The organism is Halomonas sp. PAMB 3264 (genome assembly GCF_031954245.1).
Classification (GTDB): domain Bacteria; phylum Pseudomonadota; class Gammaproteobacteria; order Pseudomonadales; family Halomonadaceae; genus Vreelandella.
Genome location: NZ_CP134866.1, coordinates 2,765,755 through 2,783,919 on the forward strand (window position 1 = coordinate 2,765,755; position 18,165 = coordinate 2,783,919).

16 protein-coding genes are annotated in these 18,165 nt (G+C 62.1%); 9 read left to right on the forward strand and 7 right to left on the reverse strand.

Translation table 11 applies throughout. The features are described 5' to 3' along the window. The first annotated feature begins 73 nt into the window (after positions 1-73). Positions 74-1,201, forward strand: a complete 1,128-nt coding sequence (locus tag RN347_RS12550; RefSeq protein WP_311958436.1) for an aminotransferase class V-fold PLP-dependent enzyme — start codon at positions 74-76, stop codon at positions 1,199-1,201. Positions 1,202-1,264: 63 nt separating this feature from the next. Here the strand turns inward: RN347_RS12550 and RN347_RS12555 are convergent, their stop codons facing one another. Next, a complete protein-coding gene (locus RN347_RS12555) occupies positions 1,265-2,695 on the reverse strand; it encodes a hypothetical protein (RefSeq protein WP_263587289.1) in 1,431 nt (476 codons plus the stop codon). A 157-nt stretch (positions 2,696-2,852) separates the two neighbouring features. On the opposite strand from RN347_RS12555, the gene RN347_RS12560 reads away from it, so the two are divergent. After that, positions 2,853-3,707, forward strand: coding sequence for a DnaJ domain-containing protein (locus tag RN347_RS12560; RefSeq protein WP_311958437.1), 855 nt, complete (start codon positions 2,853-2,855; stop codon positions 3,705-3,707). A 62-nt stretch (positions 3,708-3,769) separates the two neighbouring features. Beyond that, positions 3,770-4,201, forward strand: a complete 432-nt coding sequence (locus tag RN347_RS12565; protein WP_263586485.1) for a hypothetical protein — start codon at positions 3,770-3,772, stop codon at positions 4,199-4,201. Here RN347_RS12565 and RN347_RS12570 read toward each other — a convergent pair. Beyond that, positions 4,118-6,559: a mechanosensitive ion channel family protein gene (locus RN347_RS12570; RefSeq protein ID WP_311958438.1), complete on the reverse strand. Its 2,442-nt coding sequence runs from the start codon at positions 6,557-6,559 to the stop codon at positions 4,118-4,120. The genes RN347_RS12565 and RN347_RS12570 overlap by 84 nt on opposite strands. Before the next feature lie 147 nt (positions 6,560-6,706). On the opposite strand from RN347_RS12570, the gene RN347_RS12575 reads away from it, so the two are divergent. Both RN347_RS12575 and RN347_RS12580 read left to right on the forward strand, forming a co-directional pair. Next, positions 6,707-7,723, forward strand: coding sequence for an amidoligase family protein (locus RN347_RS12575; protein ID WP_311958439.1), 1,017 nt, complete (start codon positions 6,707-6,709; stop codon positions 7,721-7,723). 16 nt (positions 7,724-7,739) lie between these two features. After that, the gene (locus RN347_RS12580) at positions 7,740-8,429 is read left to right on the forward strand and encodes a gamma-glutamyl-gamma-aminobutyrate hydrolase family protein (RefSeq protein ID WP_263586482.1); all 690 of its coding nucleotides are present in this window, start codon (positions 7,740-7,742) and stop codon (positions 8,427-8,429) included. Between the two features lie 3 nt (positions 8,430-8,432). Here the strand turns inward: RN347_RS12580 and tpx are convergent, their stop codons facing one another. Then, complete coding sequence (gene tpx, locus RN347_RS12585; protein ID WP_311958440.1) at positions 8,433-8,936, reverse strand: thiol peroxidase; 504 nt, start codon at positions 8,934-8,936, stop codon at positions 8,433-8,435. A 109-nt stretch (positions 8,937-9,045) separates the two neighbouring features. Here tpx and RN347_RS12590 point away from each other — a divergent pair, with 109 nt between their 5' ends. Continuing rightward, positions 9,046-9,759: a glutamine amidotransferase gene (locus tag RN347_RS12590; RefSeq protein WP_311958441.1), complete on the forward strand. Its 714-nt coding sequence runs from the start codon at positions 9,046-9,048 to the stop codon at positions 9,757-9,759. Between the two features lie 14 nt (positions 9,760-9,773). Here the strand turns inward: RN347_RS12590 and nfi are convergent, their stop codons facing one another. Then, on the reverse strand, positions 9,774-10,469 hold the full coding sequence (gene nfi, locus RN347_RS12595; protein WP_311958442.1) for a deoxyribonuclease V: 696 nt from the start codon (positions 10,467-10,469) through the stop codon (positions 9,774-9,776). Between the two features lie 102 nt (positions 10,470-10,571). Beyond that, positions 10,572-12,290: a DEAD/DEAH box helicase gene (locus RN347_RS12600; protein ID WP_263586478.1), complete on the reverse strand. Its 1,719-nt coding sequence runs from the start codon at positions 12,288-12,290 to the stop codon at positions 10,572-10,574. 475 nt (positions 12,291-12,765) lie between these two features. Between RN347_RS12600 and RN347_RS12605 the strand changes: the two genes are divergently transcribed. Next, positions 12,766-12,963 carry a CsbD family protein gene (locus tag RN347_RS12605; RefSeq protein ID WP_252106537.1) on the forward strand — a complete coding sequence of 66 codons (198 nt, stop codon included), beginning with the start codon at positions 12,766-12,768 and terminating at the stop codon, positions 12,961-12,963. A 170-nt stretch (positions 12,964-13,133) separates the two neighbouring features. After that, a complete protein-coding gene (locus RN347_RS12610) occupies positions 13,134-13,634 on the forward strand; it encodes a PRC-barrel domain-containing protein (RefSeq protein ID WP_311958443.1) in 501 nt (166 codons plus the stop codon). A 97-nt stretch (positions 13,635-13,731) separates the two neighbouring features. Here RN347_RS12610 and RN347_RS12615 read toward each other — a convergent pair whose 3' ends face one another. Further along, positions 13,732-14,724, reverse strand: a complete 993-nt coding sequence (locus tag RN347_RS12615; RefSeq protein WP_311958444.1) for a glutathione S-transferase family protein — start codon at positions 14,722-14,724, stop codon at positions 13,732-13,734. 73 nt (positions 14,725-14,797) lie between these two features. Further along, positions 14,798-15,718 carry a LysR family transcriptional regulator gene (locus RN347_RS12620; protein ID WP_263586475.1) on the reverse strand — a complete coding sequence of 307 codons (921 nt, stop codon included), beginning with the start codon at positions 15,716-15,718 and terminating at the stop codon, positions 14,798-14,800. A gap of 738 nt (positions 15,719-16,456) precedes the next feature. On the opposite strand from RN347_RS12620, the gene RN347_RS12625 reads away from it, so the two are divergent. Continuing rightward, the gene (locus tag RN347_RS12625) at positions 16,457-18,139 is read left to right on the forward strand and encodes a peptidoglycan DD-metalloendopeptidase family protein (protein ID WP_311958445.1); all 1,683 of its coding nucleotides are present in this window, start codon (positions 16,457-16,459) and stop codon (positions 18,137-18,139) included. The last annotated feature ends 26 nt before the right edge of the window (positions 18,140-18,165 follow it).

The window sequence follows — 18,165 nt, forward strand, 5'->3', positions numbered from 1 at the left end:
CCGGCTGGCGCCGATTTTCGAATCCTCGTATGCTGAGGCCCCTTTCCTTCTCGCCTGTCTCAGGAGAAACGCCATGGCGGCTCTGTTGCCCAACGTCGACCCCAACGGTCTGCTCGAATACTCCGTGGTCTACACCGACCGCTCGCTGAACCACATGTCCCAGCGCTTTCAGGACGTGATGCGTGATATCTCCGCCACGCTCAAGGAGGTGTACAACGCCGATTCAAGTGTCATCGTGCCCGGTAGCGGCACCTTCGGCATGGAAGCGGTGGCCCGCCAGTTTGCCCAGAACGAGAAAGTGCTGATCCTGCGCAACGGCTGGTTCAGCTACCGCTGGACCCAGATCATCGAGATGGGCCGGCTGACCGATGACCACACCGCGCTCAAGGCGCGCCGCCTCGACCCGGCAAACGCCCGCTCGCCCTTCGCGCCGGTGCCGGCCGCCGAGGTCGCCGAGCGCATTCGCGCGGAGAAACCCGCGGTGGTGTTCGCCCCTCAGGTGGAAACCTCGGCGGGCGTGCTGCTGCCGGATGACTATATCCGCGAGGTAGCCAGTGCCGCCCGTGAAGTGGGCGCCTTGTTCGTGCTCGACGCCATCGCCGCCGGGACGCTCTGGGTCGACATGCAGGATCTGAACGTCGACGTGGTGGTCAGCGCCCCGCAGAAAGGCTGGAGCGGCCAGCCCTGCTGCGCCATGGTCATGCTGGGAAGCCGCGCCGTCGAGCGCCTGGAGAACACTCAAAGCAACAGTTTTGCCTGCGATCTGGGCAAGTGGCACGCCATCATGCAGGCTTACGAGAACGGTGGCCACGCCTACCACGCCACCATGCCCACCGACGCGCTCACGACGCTGCGCGACATCATGCAGGAGACCCGCGAGTACGGTTTCGACAAGGTAAAGCAGGAGCAGATCGACCTGGGGCTGGAGGTACGCGCCATGCTGGCCCGCCAGGGCTTTGATAGCGTGGCCGCCGAGGGCTTTCAGGCGCCGGGCGTGGTGGTCAGCTACACAGACGATGCCGGCATCGTCGGCAAGCTTGCCGGGGCCGGCGTGCAGGTCGCCGGCGGCGTGCCGCTGATGTGCGACGAAGGCGACGACTTCCAGACCTTTCGCATCGGGCTTTTCGGCCTGGACAAGCTGCACCACACCGAGCGCAGCGTCGACAAGCTCGAGCGCGCGATCGAACAGGTAAAGACCTGAGCGGAAAGTCGTGAACGGTAAGTATCGAACGGTAAGTAGTGAAGCGTAAGTCGCGAAGCGCCCTCAGGGGCGCTTTTCGTTGGCGGGGGCGATGGCCTCGTCGACCCGTTCGACATCGACGATTCCCGAGCGGCTGACCACTACTTTCCAGCGCGCCAGGTGCGGGGCATCTTCGCTGCCGGTTTCGCGAATCACCAGGTTGAACAAATGGCGACGCTCGACGCTTTCTCGCACCGCCTGGCCCTCCTTCAACCGGTAGATATGGTGCTTGCCCTTGCTCATCAGCCGGGTGAGCAGCGAAATGTCCAGCGTCAGGGTTTCGCGGGTGTGTTCGTAGCCACTCAAAAAGCGCGTGGGCGACATACGTGACTGCGACCGATAGTGCAGCACCTGCTCCTCGCGCTGGGTGACGCTCCGGTGGCGCAGATTCTTGATCTCCTCGTCGAGTGATTTGAAGCGCTTGTAATTGAACCACTCGAGCTGGCGGCCGACGACCACGTCGCGCGTGGCGTCCTTGTACTGACGGCGCCACTTGGGCCGGCCCTTGCGCAGAAGTCGCCATAGGGTGTTGCGCAGATCGTCCTTGAACACCTCACGCATGGCGTACAAAAGCGCCATGGCGAGCACGAACAGCGCGGTGATATCGCCCACCACGTCGCGTACGCGCAGGATTCCCAGCGTCACGAACGCCATGACGACCGCCGTTGCCAGCGCCTTGACCACGCGCTGCTCGTTCTGCCCAAGCTCTAAAGACTCCTGTTTCAGGGTGATCGGGTACTCGATCAGCCGGCGCAGCAGGCGCATCTTGTTGGATATGCGGGTAGGGTCGGCCATGACCCGCTCGGCGTTGTACTGACGCTCGCGCCGGTGGGCGTTTTCGACTTCGCAAAGCGCGATCAGCTGGGCGCGCACCGGGTTGAAAACCCCACCCCGCGGCAGGTGCGCCACCAGAGCCAAACGCTGCTGCTCGGTGAACCAGGAGAGGTAGTTATCGATGTTGGCGAAGTACTTGTAGAGCGTTTCGTCGCTGGGCTCGTTGCGCCGCAGCCGCTTGAGAATGCCTTCGCTGAGTTCGTTGACCTCGTCGACCTTGTCCATCAGCGCCTGACGCTCTTCGCGCTCGGAATCCGTCAGCGGCTCCTTCTTGTCGAGGCGCAGTGAGCGGGTATCCGCCAACACCTTCTGTACCGCCTGCTCCAGGGCGAGCACGTACTGGTAGGCGTACAAGCTCAAACTCAGTCGATAGGATTCGCTACCCAGCCGGTTGCGGCTCGCCAAACGGCTGTGCACCAGCGGCAGGTGATACTGATCGCTGTAATAGGTGCGCGAGACATGAAGGGCGCTGTGGAAAAAGGCGTCTTCGCTCACCAGCTGGGTGCTCAGTCCAAGCTCGCCGGGAACGAACAGATAAACATCCAGCGTATGCGACGTCTCCTCTTTCAGCCGCCGGGTCAGGCTAAGCTGAAAGCTGTTTTTACGCTCGACGTTGATCACCTGGGCGCGGACTCCCTCGCGGCAAGAGCGCATCAGCGGCTCTTTAAGGCATTGACCTGGTTAATGATCTCTTAGCATAGACCAGAATGGGGCTTGCCATCGATCAAGGGGCGGGCGAGTATTGCTCGTTGACTCTTCACCACCGCAGGGAGCCCGAATGCCCGCCGCCCGCTTCTCTCGTTTCGAGCGTGTGCTGATCGAAAGCCGTAGCCGGGTGGAGTCGGCGGCGCTGCTATTGCTGGCCTGGGTGCTGTGCAAGCGCCCGGAGCTCTCGCCGACCCAGCGACTTCAGCGTTTGGCCCGAGCCGGCGCGCAGTTTCGCTACGCCACCGGGCTCAAACAGCTGCTCGAAATCGCCGGCGAGCAGGACGTGAGCGCGCTGCAGCTGGCCGCCGAGGTCGTACAGAGCGAGTCGACCCCGGCGCGGCGACTCACCATCCTGCAGCAAGCCATCGGGCTTGCCACCGACGACGGCACGCTATCGCCTTCCAACCACTACGTGCTGCGCTTTTTAGCCGACGTGTTGGCCTTCGAGCCCGCCGCGCTCACCACGCTTTTTGGCGAGCTGACCGGTCACGCGCTCACACCGGCCGAAGACATCAGCCGAAGCGACTATTGGCTGCGCGAGGACGCCGCCTTTCGGCAGGCCCAGGCCGAGCGCGCCCGGGCCGAACAGCAGGCCGAGCAGCAGCGCGCCCGCGAAAGGGAAAAGGCGCGGGAAAGAGCCGAGCAGGCCAACGAGCAGGCGCGCCGCGAGCGCGACCGCTCCGAGCGCGCCTCCAACAGTGCCCATGACCCTTCCGGCGCCTACAAAAGCCGCCGGGCGCTGGCGGTGCTGGGCCTTTCCCCCGGCGCTACGCGTGAGGAGATCCGTCGCGCTTATCGACGCCTGGCGCAGCTCCATCACCCGGACCGTGCCTATGCCAAAAGCGAGCACCACGTGGCGCTCGCCTCGCAGCGTTTTCAACGGATCAAAAACGCCTATGATTACCTGATCAAGGCGAGCACCTGACGACACCGCACGATACGACTGAGCAAGACACGCCACCAAACCCAACAACCGAGAGTCCTGCCATGCGCGACCTTTATCAACGCCTCGCCGTTTCGCCGGTGGCCGACCAGCCTACGCTCGATTCGGCACTGAGCCGCTGTCCCAACAGCGCCCTTCGCCGCGACGCCGAAGCGGCGTTGGGCATTGCCAGCCACCGCGCGCGCTACGACGAGGTGCACCGCACGCTTGGCGACATTGGCCGGCTACGCGCCGGGCTCGGGCTCACCCACGCCCCGCACTGGCAAATTGAGGCGGCCAACGACTTCTCGATGCCGGCGGACACCGCCCCGCCGCGCGTCGAGACGCTGGATCGTCGCGTCGCCGCCGCGGTGTCGTTTTTCGATCGCTGGTGCAGCGCTCAAGGGGTTTGGCTACTCGTCACCGTGTTCGCCATGGGGGCTGGCGTAGGCCTCGCTTTGGGGCTGCCCCTGCTCGCGTGGCTTGGTTTTTTGTGACTTGGTCTGCTGCGATGTAGTCTGCTGTGCTGTGCGCTCATCCTTGCGCTTTTCCGCTTGGGTGGGGCGCGGGGCTGGCTTGGGCGGCGCGGGGCGCTGGCGCGGGCCTTGCGGCTCTTCCCCGCTGGCATCCATGAAGAAATCGGTGCCGGCACTCTCCTCGATCTCTTCCTGCGAGCGAGGCTCCATGCTGAGACTGAGCCGCGGCACGCCAAGATCGATGTTCTGCGCTTCCATCCGCTGCTTGAGCATCAGGTTGAACGCCCGGGATACGTCCCACTGCATCTCCGGGGCGGTGCGAAAGCGCATGCGCAGAATCGGGCAGCCATCCTCGAAGCCCTGCACGCCCTGCATCTCCAGCGGCGACCAGATGTAATGGCGCATCATCGGGTCCTTTCGAAGCTCCTGGGCGGTCTCCTGCATCAGCGTGATGGCGTCGTCGATGCGCATGTCATACGGGATACGAATGCGCATCAGGGCGATACCGAACTGGCGCGACATGTTGTGGATCGACTCGATCCGGCTGAACGTGATGATATGCACCACGCCGTCGAGATCGCGCAGCTTCACGGTTCTTAACGTCAGGCCTTCGACGGTGCCCATGTGGCTGTTGATCTGGACGAAGTCATCCACCGCCAGCGAATCCTCGATCAAAATGAAGATGCCGGTGATCAAATCCTGCACCAGGGTCTGAGCGCCAAAACCGATCGCCAGACCGATGACACCGGCACCGGCGAGTAGCGGCGTGACGTTGACGCCGATATTGGCCAGCCCCACGATCACCGCAATGATCAAAATGGTGACGAAGATGACGTTGCGAATCATCGGCGTGATCGTCTGGGCGCGGGCCTGATTGACCCGCCGCCCCCGCGAGCGCGCCGACGAGGTCAGCGCCCGCGAAATGGCGGTATCGGCGAAAATCCAGACAAGCCAGGCGATCAACACGGTCGCGCCCAGACTCACCAGTGCCTGGCCAATGCGAGCGCTGGCCACCGCCTGCTGACCGAGGCCGAACAGCGAGCCGCCCCACACTTGCATCGAGAGCTCGGCGAACACCATCCACGCGCACAGGTGCGCCAGCACGAAACCAAAGCGCTCCAGGCGCTTGCGGTACTGGCTATGGCGGCGGCGATGGCGGCGCTTGGTCAGCCGCTCGGCCTGGCGGCGTAAAAGCCCGGTCACGACCAGCGTGACGACCAGAAGGCTCGCCGAGACGATCGAGCGGGCCAGGGCCGTGGCCACGTCGCCTACGGTGATGAAGATCGCCAACAGCGAGCCGCCTACCATCAAAAGCGCCGGAATGTGCCAAAGCCCGCCCAGGGTGCGGACCATTTCAACCGCGGCGCTGGCGTCGCGGCGCTGCTTGTAGGGGCGGTTGCAGATCAGGTGGCGAATCGGGCGCTTGAACTTGATGATGAAGCGAGCCGCTAAAAGCGCCGCCAGCATGTTGGTGAGCACGGACACCAGGCCTGCGAGCTCGACGCCAAGCAGGTCGACCAGGCGAACCGAGTTGACCGCGTCACCCAGCGCAATCAACGCGCCGATCAAAAAGAGCCCGCGAAGCGCCTGGTTTTGCAGCTGCTGTACCGCGGTAAAGCGGTGGCCACGACTGAAAAACGCGATCACCGTTTCGAACACCACCGACAGCGCCCGCCCGCACAGGCATATATAGGCCACGACCAGCACCAGCGTACGCCCGGAGCTCGCGGATAGTAGCTGGCCAATGCCGAGCACGATCGCAAAGGAGAGCGCCCAGGGCAGCATGCGGCGGAAAAAGTGCGCGACCAACAGCCGCGCCTTCGGATCGCGCGGCAGATCCAGCGGCCAGTCGCGGCGGGTCGCAATCAGCCGCCCAAAGGCGATCATGGCGACCAAAAGCGATACCCAGATGGCGGCCAGAATGGCCGCGTCGACGATCTCACGAATCGCCTCACCCTGGTTGGTACCGTCGTTGAGAGCGCGCAAATCCTGCGCGCCCTGCAAAAGCTGGCGCGACCACTCGTCTACCGGGGAGTGGCCAGACTGCGCCTGGTCACCGATATCGCTCAGCGTGTCCGCCAGCGCCCCCAAAAGGCCCTGGCGGTCGGAGCTCTGCTGCTCGGTGGCCTCGGAGGTGGTTTGCAGCTCGCGAAGTGATTGCAAAAGCGCCTGGCGCTGGTCCTCGTTCTCCAAGAGCCTGATGACATCGGACAGCGAGTCCTGAAACTCGTCGCTGCTGACCGAGGCCGGCTCTTCGCTGCTGCTTTCGCTGCCGGTAAGGCCGGGCAGGCTCACGCCTTGCGCCTGGGCCGAGCCCAACCCCAAAAGCGCCCACAGCGCGATACCTAAAACGAACGTGATCAACCAGGGCTTTCGCACATGCTCCTCCGGGCGTAATGGCTGCGAGCCGGTATGGGTAGTCGGCGTTGGGGCGCGCTGTATTCACCGGCCAGGACGAATACCGCTTAGTCTGTCGCCTGACTATGATAGGCTGACGGAACAAACGTTCACCTCAAGGATATAGAGATGACGCTCCAGGCGCCCCCCCACCGCTCGACCCGCCGCGGCCAAACGCGCCAGGTCGGCGTGGAAATCGAATTTGCGGGGCTGCCTCCGCAAGAGACCGCTCAGCTCGTCCAGACGCTGTTCGGGGGCGAGCTTAACGTGGTCAGCCCGCACAGGCTACTGGTGCGCGACACGCGTTGGGGTACCTTCGGCATCGAACTCGATACCCAGTACGCCCATCCCGACCAGGCGCTGGTCGAGGACGCGCACGCCGACGATAGCGAATGGGCGCGCCAACAACATCTTAGACGCGTCGAGTTTCATCGCAAAACCCGCGAGCTGATTGGCGATATGGTCACGGGGCTCGTGCCCACCGAAATCGTCTGCCCGCCGGTGCCCTGGGACGAGCTCGAAGCGCTCGATACGCTGTTCAAGGCGCTGCGCGAAAAAGGCGCCAAGGGGACCGACGCCAGCCTGCTTTACGGCTTCGGCCTGCATTTGAACCCGGAAGCCGCCGCGCTCGATGTCGACTACCTGCTCTCGATGCTGCGCGCCTATCTGCTGCTGGCACAGTGGCTGCGCGACGAGATAAAGGTGGACATCACCCGTGAAGTGCTGCCCCACGCCAACCCGTTCCCGAAGGAGTATGCGCTCAAGGTACTCGATCGCAACTACGCGCCAGACCTTGACGGCTTCATCGATGACTACCTGCGCTTCAATCCGACACGTAATCGCGAGCTGGATCTTTTGCCGCTGTTTGCCCACCTGCGCCCGGAGCATTCTCACGCGCTGTTACACAATCAACTGACCAAACCGCGCCCGACCTTTCACTACCGGCTGCCCAACGCCGAGCTTTCAAAGCCTGGCTGGGGCTCGGCAGTGGAGTGGAACCGGTGGGCCGAGGTCGAAAAGCTCGCCGCCGACCGGCAAGCGCTCGACGCCCGCTGCGACGAGTATATCGCGCGCAATGCTCAGTCCTTGACCACGCGCCTGAAAAACACTCTGCGGCGCTTGTTCAAGCGCCGCGGACATCAGTAGACGAGATACGGTTTTTATGACGCGCCCGCTCATTGGCATCACGACTTCCGATCAAAAAAGCCACTTGGCCTGGTGGTTCGACTGGTTCGCCGTTTGGCGCCATGGCGGAAAGCCTGTACGGCTTTCACCATCGCGCCCACGGCCCGAGGCGCTGGATGGCCTGATCATTGGCGGCGGCGACGATATCCAGGCGCACCTCTACGGCGGCGAAGTGCAGCTCAACGTCCGCCTGGACCCGGCCCGCGACGAGCTCGAGCTTGCGCTGCTGGCGCGCTTCATTCCAAGCCACACCCCGGTGCTGGGCATCTGTCGTGGCGCGCAGCTGATCAACGTCCACCAGGGCGGCACTCTGGACCCGGACATCTACACCACTCACGAGGGACTCAAGCGACGGCGCACGGTACTGCCCAGAAAAACGGTGGATATCGTCACCGGCAGCAAACTACACGGGCTTTTGAACGTGAGCTGGTGCCGGGTCAATAGCCTTCACCACCAAGCGGTGAACGCGGCTGGGCGCGGCATCAACATCGTTGCCCGCGACCGCGACGGGCTGGTGCAGGGCATCGAATCCGACAACCACGACTTTTTGATCGGCGTACAGTGGCACCCGGAGTGGTTGATTTTCAACCGCCCTCAGCAGCGGCTGATCAGCGCGCTGGTGAAGGCGGCGAAAAAGCGCCGCCAGGTCTTGAATAGTAATTCCTGAGCCTTAAGCCTTGAGCGCGGCAATGGCAGCGTCGTAGTCCGGCTCATGCTTGAGTTCGCTGACCAGCTCGCTGTGCAGTACGGTATCGTGCTGGTCGAGTACCACGACGGCCCGGGCGCAGAGCCCCTGCATCGGGCTGTTGGTCAGCGCCACGCCCCAGCGCTCGAGAAACGCCGGATGACGAAAGGTCGACAGCGTCTCGACGTTGTCGAGCCCCTCGGCCCCGCAAAAGCGCACCGCGGCAAAGGGCAGGTCGGCGGAGACCACCAGCACGACCGTGTCCGGCAGGCTCGAGGCCAGCTCGTTGAAGTGGCGCGTCGAGGTCGCACAGGTGGGCGTGTCGATGCTCGGTATGATGTTGAGCACCTTGCGTTTGCCAGCGAAGCTTTCAAGCGTCACGTCCTCGAGATCGCGGTTGGTCAACGTCATTGAGGGCGCTTTGGCGCCGGTTGGGGGGAGTTCGCCGGCCACGTCCATCGGCGCGCCGCCTCGTGTGATTTGCTGCATGGTTGAGTCGTCCCGTGTTATAGGTGTTCATTGATGAAGGTCGTGCAAAACATCACGGCCAGTATGGTCCGCCCTCTCTTGCCATTCGACCGCGCACCGCGAGTATGCCATGCCCTTAGTATTGATCGTAAAAACCGGCGACGCTTTTCCCGAAGTCGTCGAACAGCACGGTGATTTCGGTGCGCTCTTTGAGCGGCCGCTCACGCGCGGCAACCCCGCCCTCACCGTCAAGGTGTGGGACCCACGCGCCGAGCCCGACGCGCCGGAACTCGACGGCCTCGACGCCATCGTGATTACCGGCTCCAACAGCATGATCAGTGACGCCGAGCCCTGGAGCGAAGCGCTCAAACCCTGGCTGCGAGCGGCGCGAGCGCGCGATATCGCCATGCTCGGCGTCTGCTATGGCCACCAGCTCATGGCCGAGGCGTTCGGCGGCGAGGGCGGCGATCATCCGAATGGTCGCGAAGCGGGCACCTTCGACATCGAGCGTAACGAGGCCTCCAACGCCGATCCGCTCTTTAGTCAGCTCCCTACCCGCTTCATGGCGCACCTGACCCATGGCCAAACGGTGCTTAAAGCACCGGAAGACGGCGTCGTGCTGGCCTATAACGACCACGACCATCACCAGGCGATTCGCTATGGTACCCGCCAGTGGAGCGTTCAGTTTCATCCGGAATTCAACGCCGACATCCTGCGCGCCTACCTCGAGCGCGTGAAAGACGCGCTGATCGACCAGGGCGACGACGTCAGCGAGCTAATCAACCGCATCCGCGAAACGCCCGAGGCGTCCAGCCTGCTCGAACGCTTCAGCCGGCTGCTGTAGCCGCACCAGAACACTCAGCGCGCGCGGCGCTTCTCGTCGCGTCTGGAAGCGAGCCGGTCAGCAAGCCGGGTAGGCTCAGGCAGCTTGGTGCGACCCAAACAGCGCAGTACCCAGCCAAGGGCGGTGTCGACCGACACGCGGTGGCCAGGGGATACGAAAATCGGCTTGACGTTTTGTCGCGAGCGAAGCACGACCCCCAGAGTTTCGCCTTTGGCCGTCAGCGGGCTGTAGTCGCCGCGCTCGCTGCCCACCTCTTCAAAGCGCCCGTAAAGGCGCGACTTGGCGACGCCGATGGTGGGCAGGTCGAGCCAGAGCCCTAGGTGGGCGGCCACACCCAGCCTTCTGGGATGGGCGATGCCCTGCCCGTCGACCATGACCAGCTGCGGGGATTGCGAAAGCCTGGCAAAGGCACCCAGGGCGGCGGGAATTTCACGAAACGACAAAAGCCCGGGCACGTAGGGCATGCGGGTCGGCTCGCGATGAACGACCTGCTCGACCACCTCCAGCGCCGGCGCCTTTTCGGCTTCCCACTTCAGCAGCACCACCGCGGCACGGGTGGTAGCGCCCTGGTCCTCGAAGCCGATATCGACGCCAGCGATGAGGTCGACATCGTCGACCCGATCCCTTGATTCCAGCCGTTTGGCAAGCTCGCCTTGCAGCGCGACGGCGGCCCGGGGCTCGAGATTCCAGTCGTGTAGCCGTGCCTGCATGGCTCTTTACTCCTGTAACGATGTTGATCAAGCAGTCTAGCGGGCAATAAAAAACCCCGCTCGAAAGCGGGGTTTTGGATCGTGCGAAAAAGCGCTATTTGATCAGGCGCGTTCGCGGCGACGAACCGGCGCATCGCCGCCTTCGTCACGACGACGGCGCGGTGCGCGTTCCGGCGCGCTGTCTTCGCTGATTTCCAGCGGACGACCGGCGACGCGAGCGCGGGCCATCTTGGCCAGAATCGTGGAGGGCAGGTTGCTCGGAAGCTCGACCACCGAGAAGGCGTTGCGAATATCGATACGACCGATACGCGCACCTTCGATACCGCCTTCGTTCGCCAACGCACCGACCAGTTGACCCGGCTTGACACCGTCCTTGTGGCCGACGGAGACACGGTAGCGGGTCATGCCTTCACTCGGCGTGCTGGAGCGCTCGCGGCGCGGCTTGGCACCGTCACGGCCGCCTTCACGAGCCGGACGCTCGCGCTCCTTGCGCGGTGCCTGCAGGCGACCGATCGGCGCTTCGTCGGCGCGGGCCATGGCGGCAAAGGCGCAGGCAAGCTCGATCGGGTCGTGACCTTCGCTGACCAGACGCTCGACCAGCGTGCGCTGCTCTTCGGCGCCGGCGGTCAGGGCAGCGACGACGCGCTGATGGAACACTTCGTCGCGGTGCGCGCGAATGGCGCTTTCGTCGGGCAGCGGCATCTCGGTCATTTTCTGACCGGTGGCCTGCTCCATCCAGCCGACCTTACGGCCTTCGCGGAAACCGGCGAACGTGATCGCGATACCGCTACGACCGGCACGGCCGGTACGACCGATACGGTGAGTGTAGGCTTCCGCGTCCTGGGGCAGATCGTAGTTGACCACGTGGGTGATGCGCGGAACGTCGAGGCCGCGCGCCGCCACGTCGGTGGCGATCAGCACGTCGACCTTGCCACGCTTCAAGCGTGTGATGGTACGCTCGCGCAGGCTCTGGTCCAGATCACCGGAGAGGCCAGCGGCGTTGATGCCGCGCGCGGTGAGCTGCTCGACCAGCGTGGTACACGCCGCCCGGGTACGTACGAACACGATCGCCGCATCGACGGGCTCAACCTCGAGAATACGCGACAGCGCCTCGAGCTTGGCGCCGCCATCGACGCGCACGATGCGCTGCTCGATGTTTTCGCCGGTGGTGGTCCTGGACTCGATGGCGACCTTGACCGGATCGACCAGGTAGCGGTTAACGATGCGCTCGATTTCTGTCGGCAGGGTCGCGGAGAAGAACACGCGCTGCGCGTTTTGCGGGGTATCGGCGACCACGCGTTTGACGTCGTCGATAAAGCCCATGCGCAGCATTTCGTCAGCTTCGTCGAGCACCAGTGCCGACAGGCCGTCAAGCTTCAGGCTGGCACGGTCCAGGTGGTCGATGATACGACCCGGTGTGCCGACCACGACCTGAGCGCCGCGCTTGAGCGCGCCCAGCTGCTCGCGGTACTCCTGACCACCGCACAGCGTGGCGACTTCCAGGCCCTTGAGGTTTTGACCATACTTGGTGAACGAGACCGCGACCTGCTGAGCGAGCTCGCGGGTCGGCGCCATGACCAGCACCTGAGGCGCGCGGCGGTCAAGATCGATACGTGACAAAAGCGGTAGTGCAAACGCCGCGGTTTTACCGGTACCGGTTTGGGCCTGGCCCAACATGTCACGGCCTTCCAGCAACGCAGGAATGGTTTGCGCCTGGATCGGCGAGGGGGTTTGGTAACCCTGTGCTTCAACAGCAGAGAGAACGGCAGGCAACAAGGCCAGATCGCCGAAGCTCGGCGAGGCGACAGAAGTCGAGGTCATTAATCACACCTTGGTAGGCCGGCATGGCCGGCAAAAAACATCTAAAGCGTCTTCGACACGTTGAAAAGCGCAGTCGCGCTGTAGGCAAACGCCGCCGGGCGGCTGAATGGCTAAAGGAGTCAAAGACGCCGGTCGCACCTGGCATTCGGTTGGCAAAACAATGAAACGCGCCAACCGCTGTGGCGACCTTCTGCGTCGATTTCACCCGGTTGGTGAAATACTGAAAACGCGCCATCTTCACAGCATCGAACATCGCGTCGGGATGTTCCTGCAAGCGCACTGCGTCGTGGCAGTCAAACGCTTAGCGTCATGATGGAGGGGTCAACACATGCGAGGAGCGCGAATACTAACACCCATGAATGCCTCTGACCAGTCTTTTTACTTTACCCAACCTGGACAGGCGCGCTTGCGCTTGTCGACATATGGTCTAGAGTTTTAGTGGCAATACCGCGTTATATGATCAAGGAGAGAGACCATGAACTGGGATCAGATCGAAGGTAAATGGACCGAAGTCAAAGGTAAGGCGCGCTCCAGCTGGGGCGAACTCACTGATGATGAGCTGGATCAGGTCGCCGGCAAGAAGGATCAGCTGGTAGGTAAACTGCAACAAAAGTACGGCCTGGAGCGTGAAGAGGCCGAAAGACGTGCCGACGATTGGGCCGATTCGCTTTAAGCGCCCCCTATCGAACGTTCGTCAATCAGTCGCAGTAACGAGCAACACCCGCTTTTCAGTACCCGCCTCCGTCACTTTATTCGGGCGGGCTCGGTCAACGAAAAGCCAGTTTGAGTTAAACCCCTTCGGGTTAAATGAGTTAAACCCCCTCGGGTTAAAGGAGTAACGCGATGAAGAAATCACTGCTATTGACTGCCATGAGTGCAGCTTTACTGGCTGGCACCACGCTGAGCGTTCAGGCGTCTCAAGAGCCTCAGGGCGTTTACTCCGCAGACGACATTCTGGATGCCGACGTCTACTTCGCTAACGGTTCCGGTGAAGAGATTGGTGATGTTGACGACATTCTGTTCGACGATGATATGCGCATCACTGCATTGGTAATAGAGAGCGGCGCGGTACTCGGCCTTGGCGGTCGTGAAATCGTGGTCGACACCGACTATTTCACGCTCGAAACCAGCACCGAAGGCGATGGTGAAACCGAGCATCGCATCATGCTGAATGCGACGCCGGAAGAAGTCGAAGAATTCCCGGCGTATGACCGCGACTGGTGGGAACAAACCCAGGCCAACGCGCGCGATGCGTGGCAGACCACTCGCGACGGCGCCCAAAGCGCGTGGCAGTCCACGCGTGAAGCGTTCGACAACGATGACGAGCCGCAACCCCAGCAGTAAACCATTGACGATGTCCTTTCAAGACATCTCACTCAAAGGCCGCCCTTCTGGGCGGCCTTTTTAGTACGGGAACAGTTGTGGCGGGGGAACAAGACCATCAGCGGCGACGAATGCCCTGTCCGCTCAGGCGCTCGCGGTCGTGGGCGCGCTCAAGATCGAGCGCGGGCCCCACGGGTACGATACGCGTGGGATTGATCGATTCGTGGCTGTAGTAGTAGTGGCGCTTGATATGATCCAGATCGACCGTTTCAGCCACGCCCGGCCACTGGTACAACTCGCGCAGGTAGTTCGAGAGGTTCGGGTAATCCTCGATGCGTCGAACGTTGCACTTGAAGTGGCCGTGGTAAACCGCATCAAAGCGTATCAGCGTCGTAAAAAGGCGAATATCCGCTTCCGTCAGCCACTCCCCGGCCAGGTAACGCTGACGCTCAAGGCGTGCCTCGTGTCGGTCGAGCGAATCGAACAGCGCCTTGACGTGCTTTTCGTACACCGACTGCTCGGTCGCGAACCCGGCCTTGTAGACGCCGTTGTTGACGTTGTCGTAGACGTCCTCGTTGACCTCGTCGATGACGTCACGCAGATCGCTCGGATAGAAATCCAGATCATTGCCGGTCAACGTATCGAAGGCACCATTGAACATGCGTACAAGCTCTGCCGACTCGTTATTGATGATGGCGCTGCGCTTTTTGTCCCACAGCACCGGCACCGTCACGCGCCCGGTGTAGTCGGCCTCGGTCATGGTGTAGAGCTCATGATGATAGGCTACGCCGTTGACTCGATCGCCGCTCGAGCCTTCGGCCTCGTTGTAGGTCCAGCCGTGATCGAGCATCAAGGGGCTCGTACAGGAGACGCCAACCAGCCCCTCCAGGCCCTTGAGCTTACGCATGATCAGTGCGCGATGCGCCCAGGGGCAGGCCAGCGATACATACAGGTGGTAACGATCCTGCTCAGCGGGTAAGCTCGCGCGATCCGCGTCGTCGGTTTTGCCAACCCAATCGCGCAGCTTGGCCGATTCCCGGACGAACTCGCCGCCGTGTTTTTTAGTGTCGTACCACTGGTCGACCCACTCACCTTCCACCAATAGTCCCATTGCGCGGCTCCTTGCTGCATTGCGTTGATGCTCTAGAGCATAGCGGGCCATCAAAACGGCTCAAGCGGATGTTTTACCCTTTACCGTTCGAGAAAATAGAATCTCGCGGGCAACGCTCGCCGACCGCCTCTTTCAGCACCTGCGCCATGGCGTGAGTTGCAGGGCCCGCCCGGTCCCGATCCTTGAAGATCAGCTGAAACGGGGCTTCACGCGTGCCGCCGGCGGAAAGCGGCAAGGCCTTGAGCTCGCCGCGCTCGAGCTCGGCGGCGATGCGGGTGATCGGCATCCACGCGAAACCGAGCCCACGCTTGATCATGTCGAGCGACGTATTGAGATGGCTCACTGTCCAGCGCTGCTCGGCCTTGAGCCAGCCGGCATCGACGGACTCTCGTGTCGCCGAGTCGCGCACCACCAGCTGGCGGTACTGTGCCAAATCACGCAGGTCGAGCGAGCGCTCCAATCCGTGAAGCGGGTGCGACGGGTGCGCCACTGCGATAAAGCGCACGTTGACCAGCGGCTCGCCCAGAAAGCCTGGCACCTCCATCCCGGAAATCACTAAATCGGCACTGCCGTCGAACAGCATCTCGACACCGCCATTGAGCACGCTCTCAAAAAGCTGAACCCGCACCTGCGGATAAGCTTCGGAAAAGCGCTCCAGCGCCTTGGCCTGGGCGTCTGCCGGAAATACCTGATCGATGGCGACGGCCACTTCGGTCTCGAGCCCTTCAGCCAGGCGCAGGGCTATGTCCTCGATGGAGGCGGCGCTTTCGATCAGCTGGCGCGCCCGGCGCAGCAGAAGCTCGCCGGCCTCGGTCAGCCGCACCTGCCGCCCGACCGGTTCCAGCACCTGTACGCCCAGCTGCTCTTCAAGTTTATGCACCGCGTGATTGAGCGTGGAAGGACTTTTATGTATGGCTTCAGCGGCGCGTGCAAAACCGCCATGATCCACAACCGCAGCGAGCATGTGCCACTGTGCAAGGGTTACCCGAGACATTTCGATTTCCTCGACGCTTTAAGCGTATTTGTGCGCTTGGTCTTCGAAAAAACCATACCAGAATGGTAGTGACGGCGAATAGACACGGTACCCTTCCTTTACGGGTTAAAAAATCAAAAAAACAAGGGAACTTTTCTTAAAACATGTATAACATCGCCCGATATCGCAGGCTCGGCCGTTTCTCGATCAATATGGCTTGAACGTTACAAAAAAAAACAAAATACCGGGAGTCACGCACTTAATCTTTAGCGCGCATTTAATTAGCGGCCTAACAAGCAAACCGTACCGCCAATTGACGGTGTTCAATAGCGAACATCCCGCGGGCACTCTTGTACAAAAAAGCGCGACACAACTCGTACTCCCTGCAGGCCAAATGCGTGATGATTCTTTGTCTTCACCCGAGCCAAAGGGGCAGCCCGTCAGCGTTTGCTGAACGAATCTTGTACATTGCGCTTTACACCCCGCCACTCTTGTCTATATTTTAAACGAGAAACGATACAAGTCGTCATCCCTGTACAAGCTGTTTTCAGGGGTACCGGCAACGGGCAATATAGTGAAGCAGAATTAGCAAACACTGTTTCCTTTGCAAGCCTCGTCTCACGGGCTTTTGCGGTAACGCGAAAGTTCGCTTTCTGTATGCAAATACAGTCTATTCACCCCCTACCCCATGGGGTATTGTTCCCGAGCTTGTTCATTTTTACGTTCATTTTAACTTCGAACTCGGCGGTCAATTTACCCATGTTGCGAATCCTCCATTCGCTGCCTCGCACGCATAAGTTATTACTTTTACCCGTGGCCACGATGGTCACAGTGCTGGGCACACAGAAGCTGCTAACAACGTATCAAGACCTGAATTCCCCCCGTACGTCGCTTGAAAGCGTGCTGGTTCCGCTTTCAAGCGACGCCGTTGCAACGGTCCCCTCCCTTCACCAGGAGCGGCGCCCGGTTGCCGAAGCGATCGACCGCGCCTCTCGCGCCATCGACGCCACTCGCGAACAAATTCCGCTCAAGGACCTCGCGCCCCGCGAAATCGTGGATCTCGACGTCATTGCGACCGCGGAAGCCTCCATGGCCAGCGAAATCGACGCCCGGCCCAAGCTTGACGATGGCGCCATTCACATGGCGGTCGTGTTCGGCACGCTGACCAGTGGCATGCTCAATATCGACGACCCGAGCGGCTACGGCCCGGTCGAGATTGCCGATGCCTCTTCTGCCGACATCGTCGATGATGCTACCTCTTACGAGGACTACGGCATCGAGCTGTTCGACGACATCTCGTTTCTCGATCTCGAACTCGCCGCCGAAGAGCCTTACGTTCCCGAGTGGCAAACCCACATCGTCGAGTCCGGGGAAACCTTCGCACTGGTGGCGCAAAACGAGCTGGGGTTGGGCTACAGCGAAGTCGCCGCGCTACTGGACGACATGCCGGACCCGCGGATTTTGACCAACTGGCGTGCGGGTAACAGTTTCGACTACAAGGTCGACGAAGATGGCCGCCTACTCTCGCTTCGCATGATGAAGGATATCCGCGATGGCGTGCTGCTCGAGCGTGACGACAACGCCTTCGCTTCGACCGTGATCGAACGCCAGGGCGAGCCGGTACAGCGCCTGTTCGCCGGCAGCGTCAGCGGTAGCTTCGCGCGCTCCGCTCAGGCGACCGGCCTTTCGAGCGGCTCGGTGACCGAACTGACTCACCTGCTCGAGCAGAAGCTCGATTTTCGTCGCGACAGCCGCCGGGGCGACCGCTTCAGCGTGTTGGTCGAGTCCGACATGATCGACGGCGAAACGCTGGACTCACGCGTGCTGGCGGTTCAGTACGACGGCGAGCGCATGGATCTGACCATGGTTCGCAACGCCGGCGACGACAAGTTCTACACGCCGGACGGGAGCGGATTGGAGCCGGGCTTCGCGCGCTACCCCTTCGAAGGCAGCTACCGGCTCTCCTCCAACTTCAACCCGCAGCGTCGTCACCCGGTGACCGGTCGAATCAGCCCCCACAACGGAACCGACTTCGCCATGCCCATCGGCACGTCGGTCGTCGCGCCGGCGGACGGTCGCGTCGAGCGGGTCGCCAACCATGCCGCCGCGGGCCGCTACGTGGTCATTCGCCACGACAACGGCTACCGCACGCGCTACCTGCACCTCTCCAAGCCCCTGGTCAGCGTCGGCGAGCGCGTCACCATGGGCGAGCGCATCGCGCTTTCCGGCAACACCGGCCGCAGTACCGGTCCGCACCTTCATTACGAAGTCATCGTGAACAACTCGCCGGTCAACGCCATGAACGTGGACCTGCCGGAATCGTCAGGCCTGTCCGGCGATACGCTGATCGCTTTCCAGAATCAGGCCGAGCCCATGCTGGCCGCGCTTGAAAGCGGCGAAACCGGCACCGTTAGCGTCGCCAACTACCAGCGCGGCGAATAACTCACTCACCGCGCACGAAAAAGCCG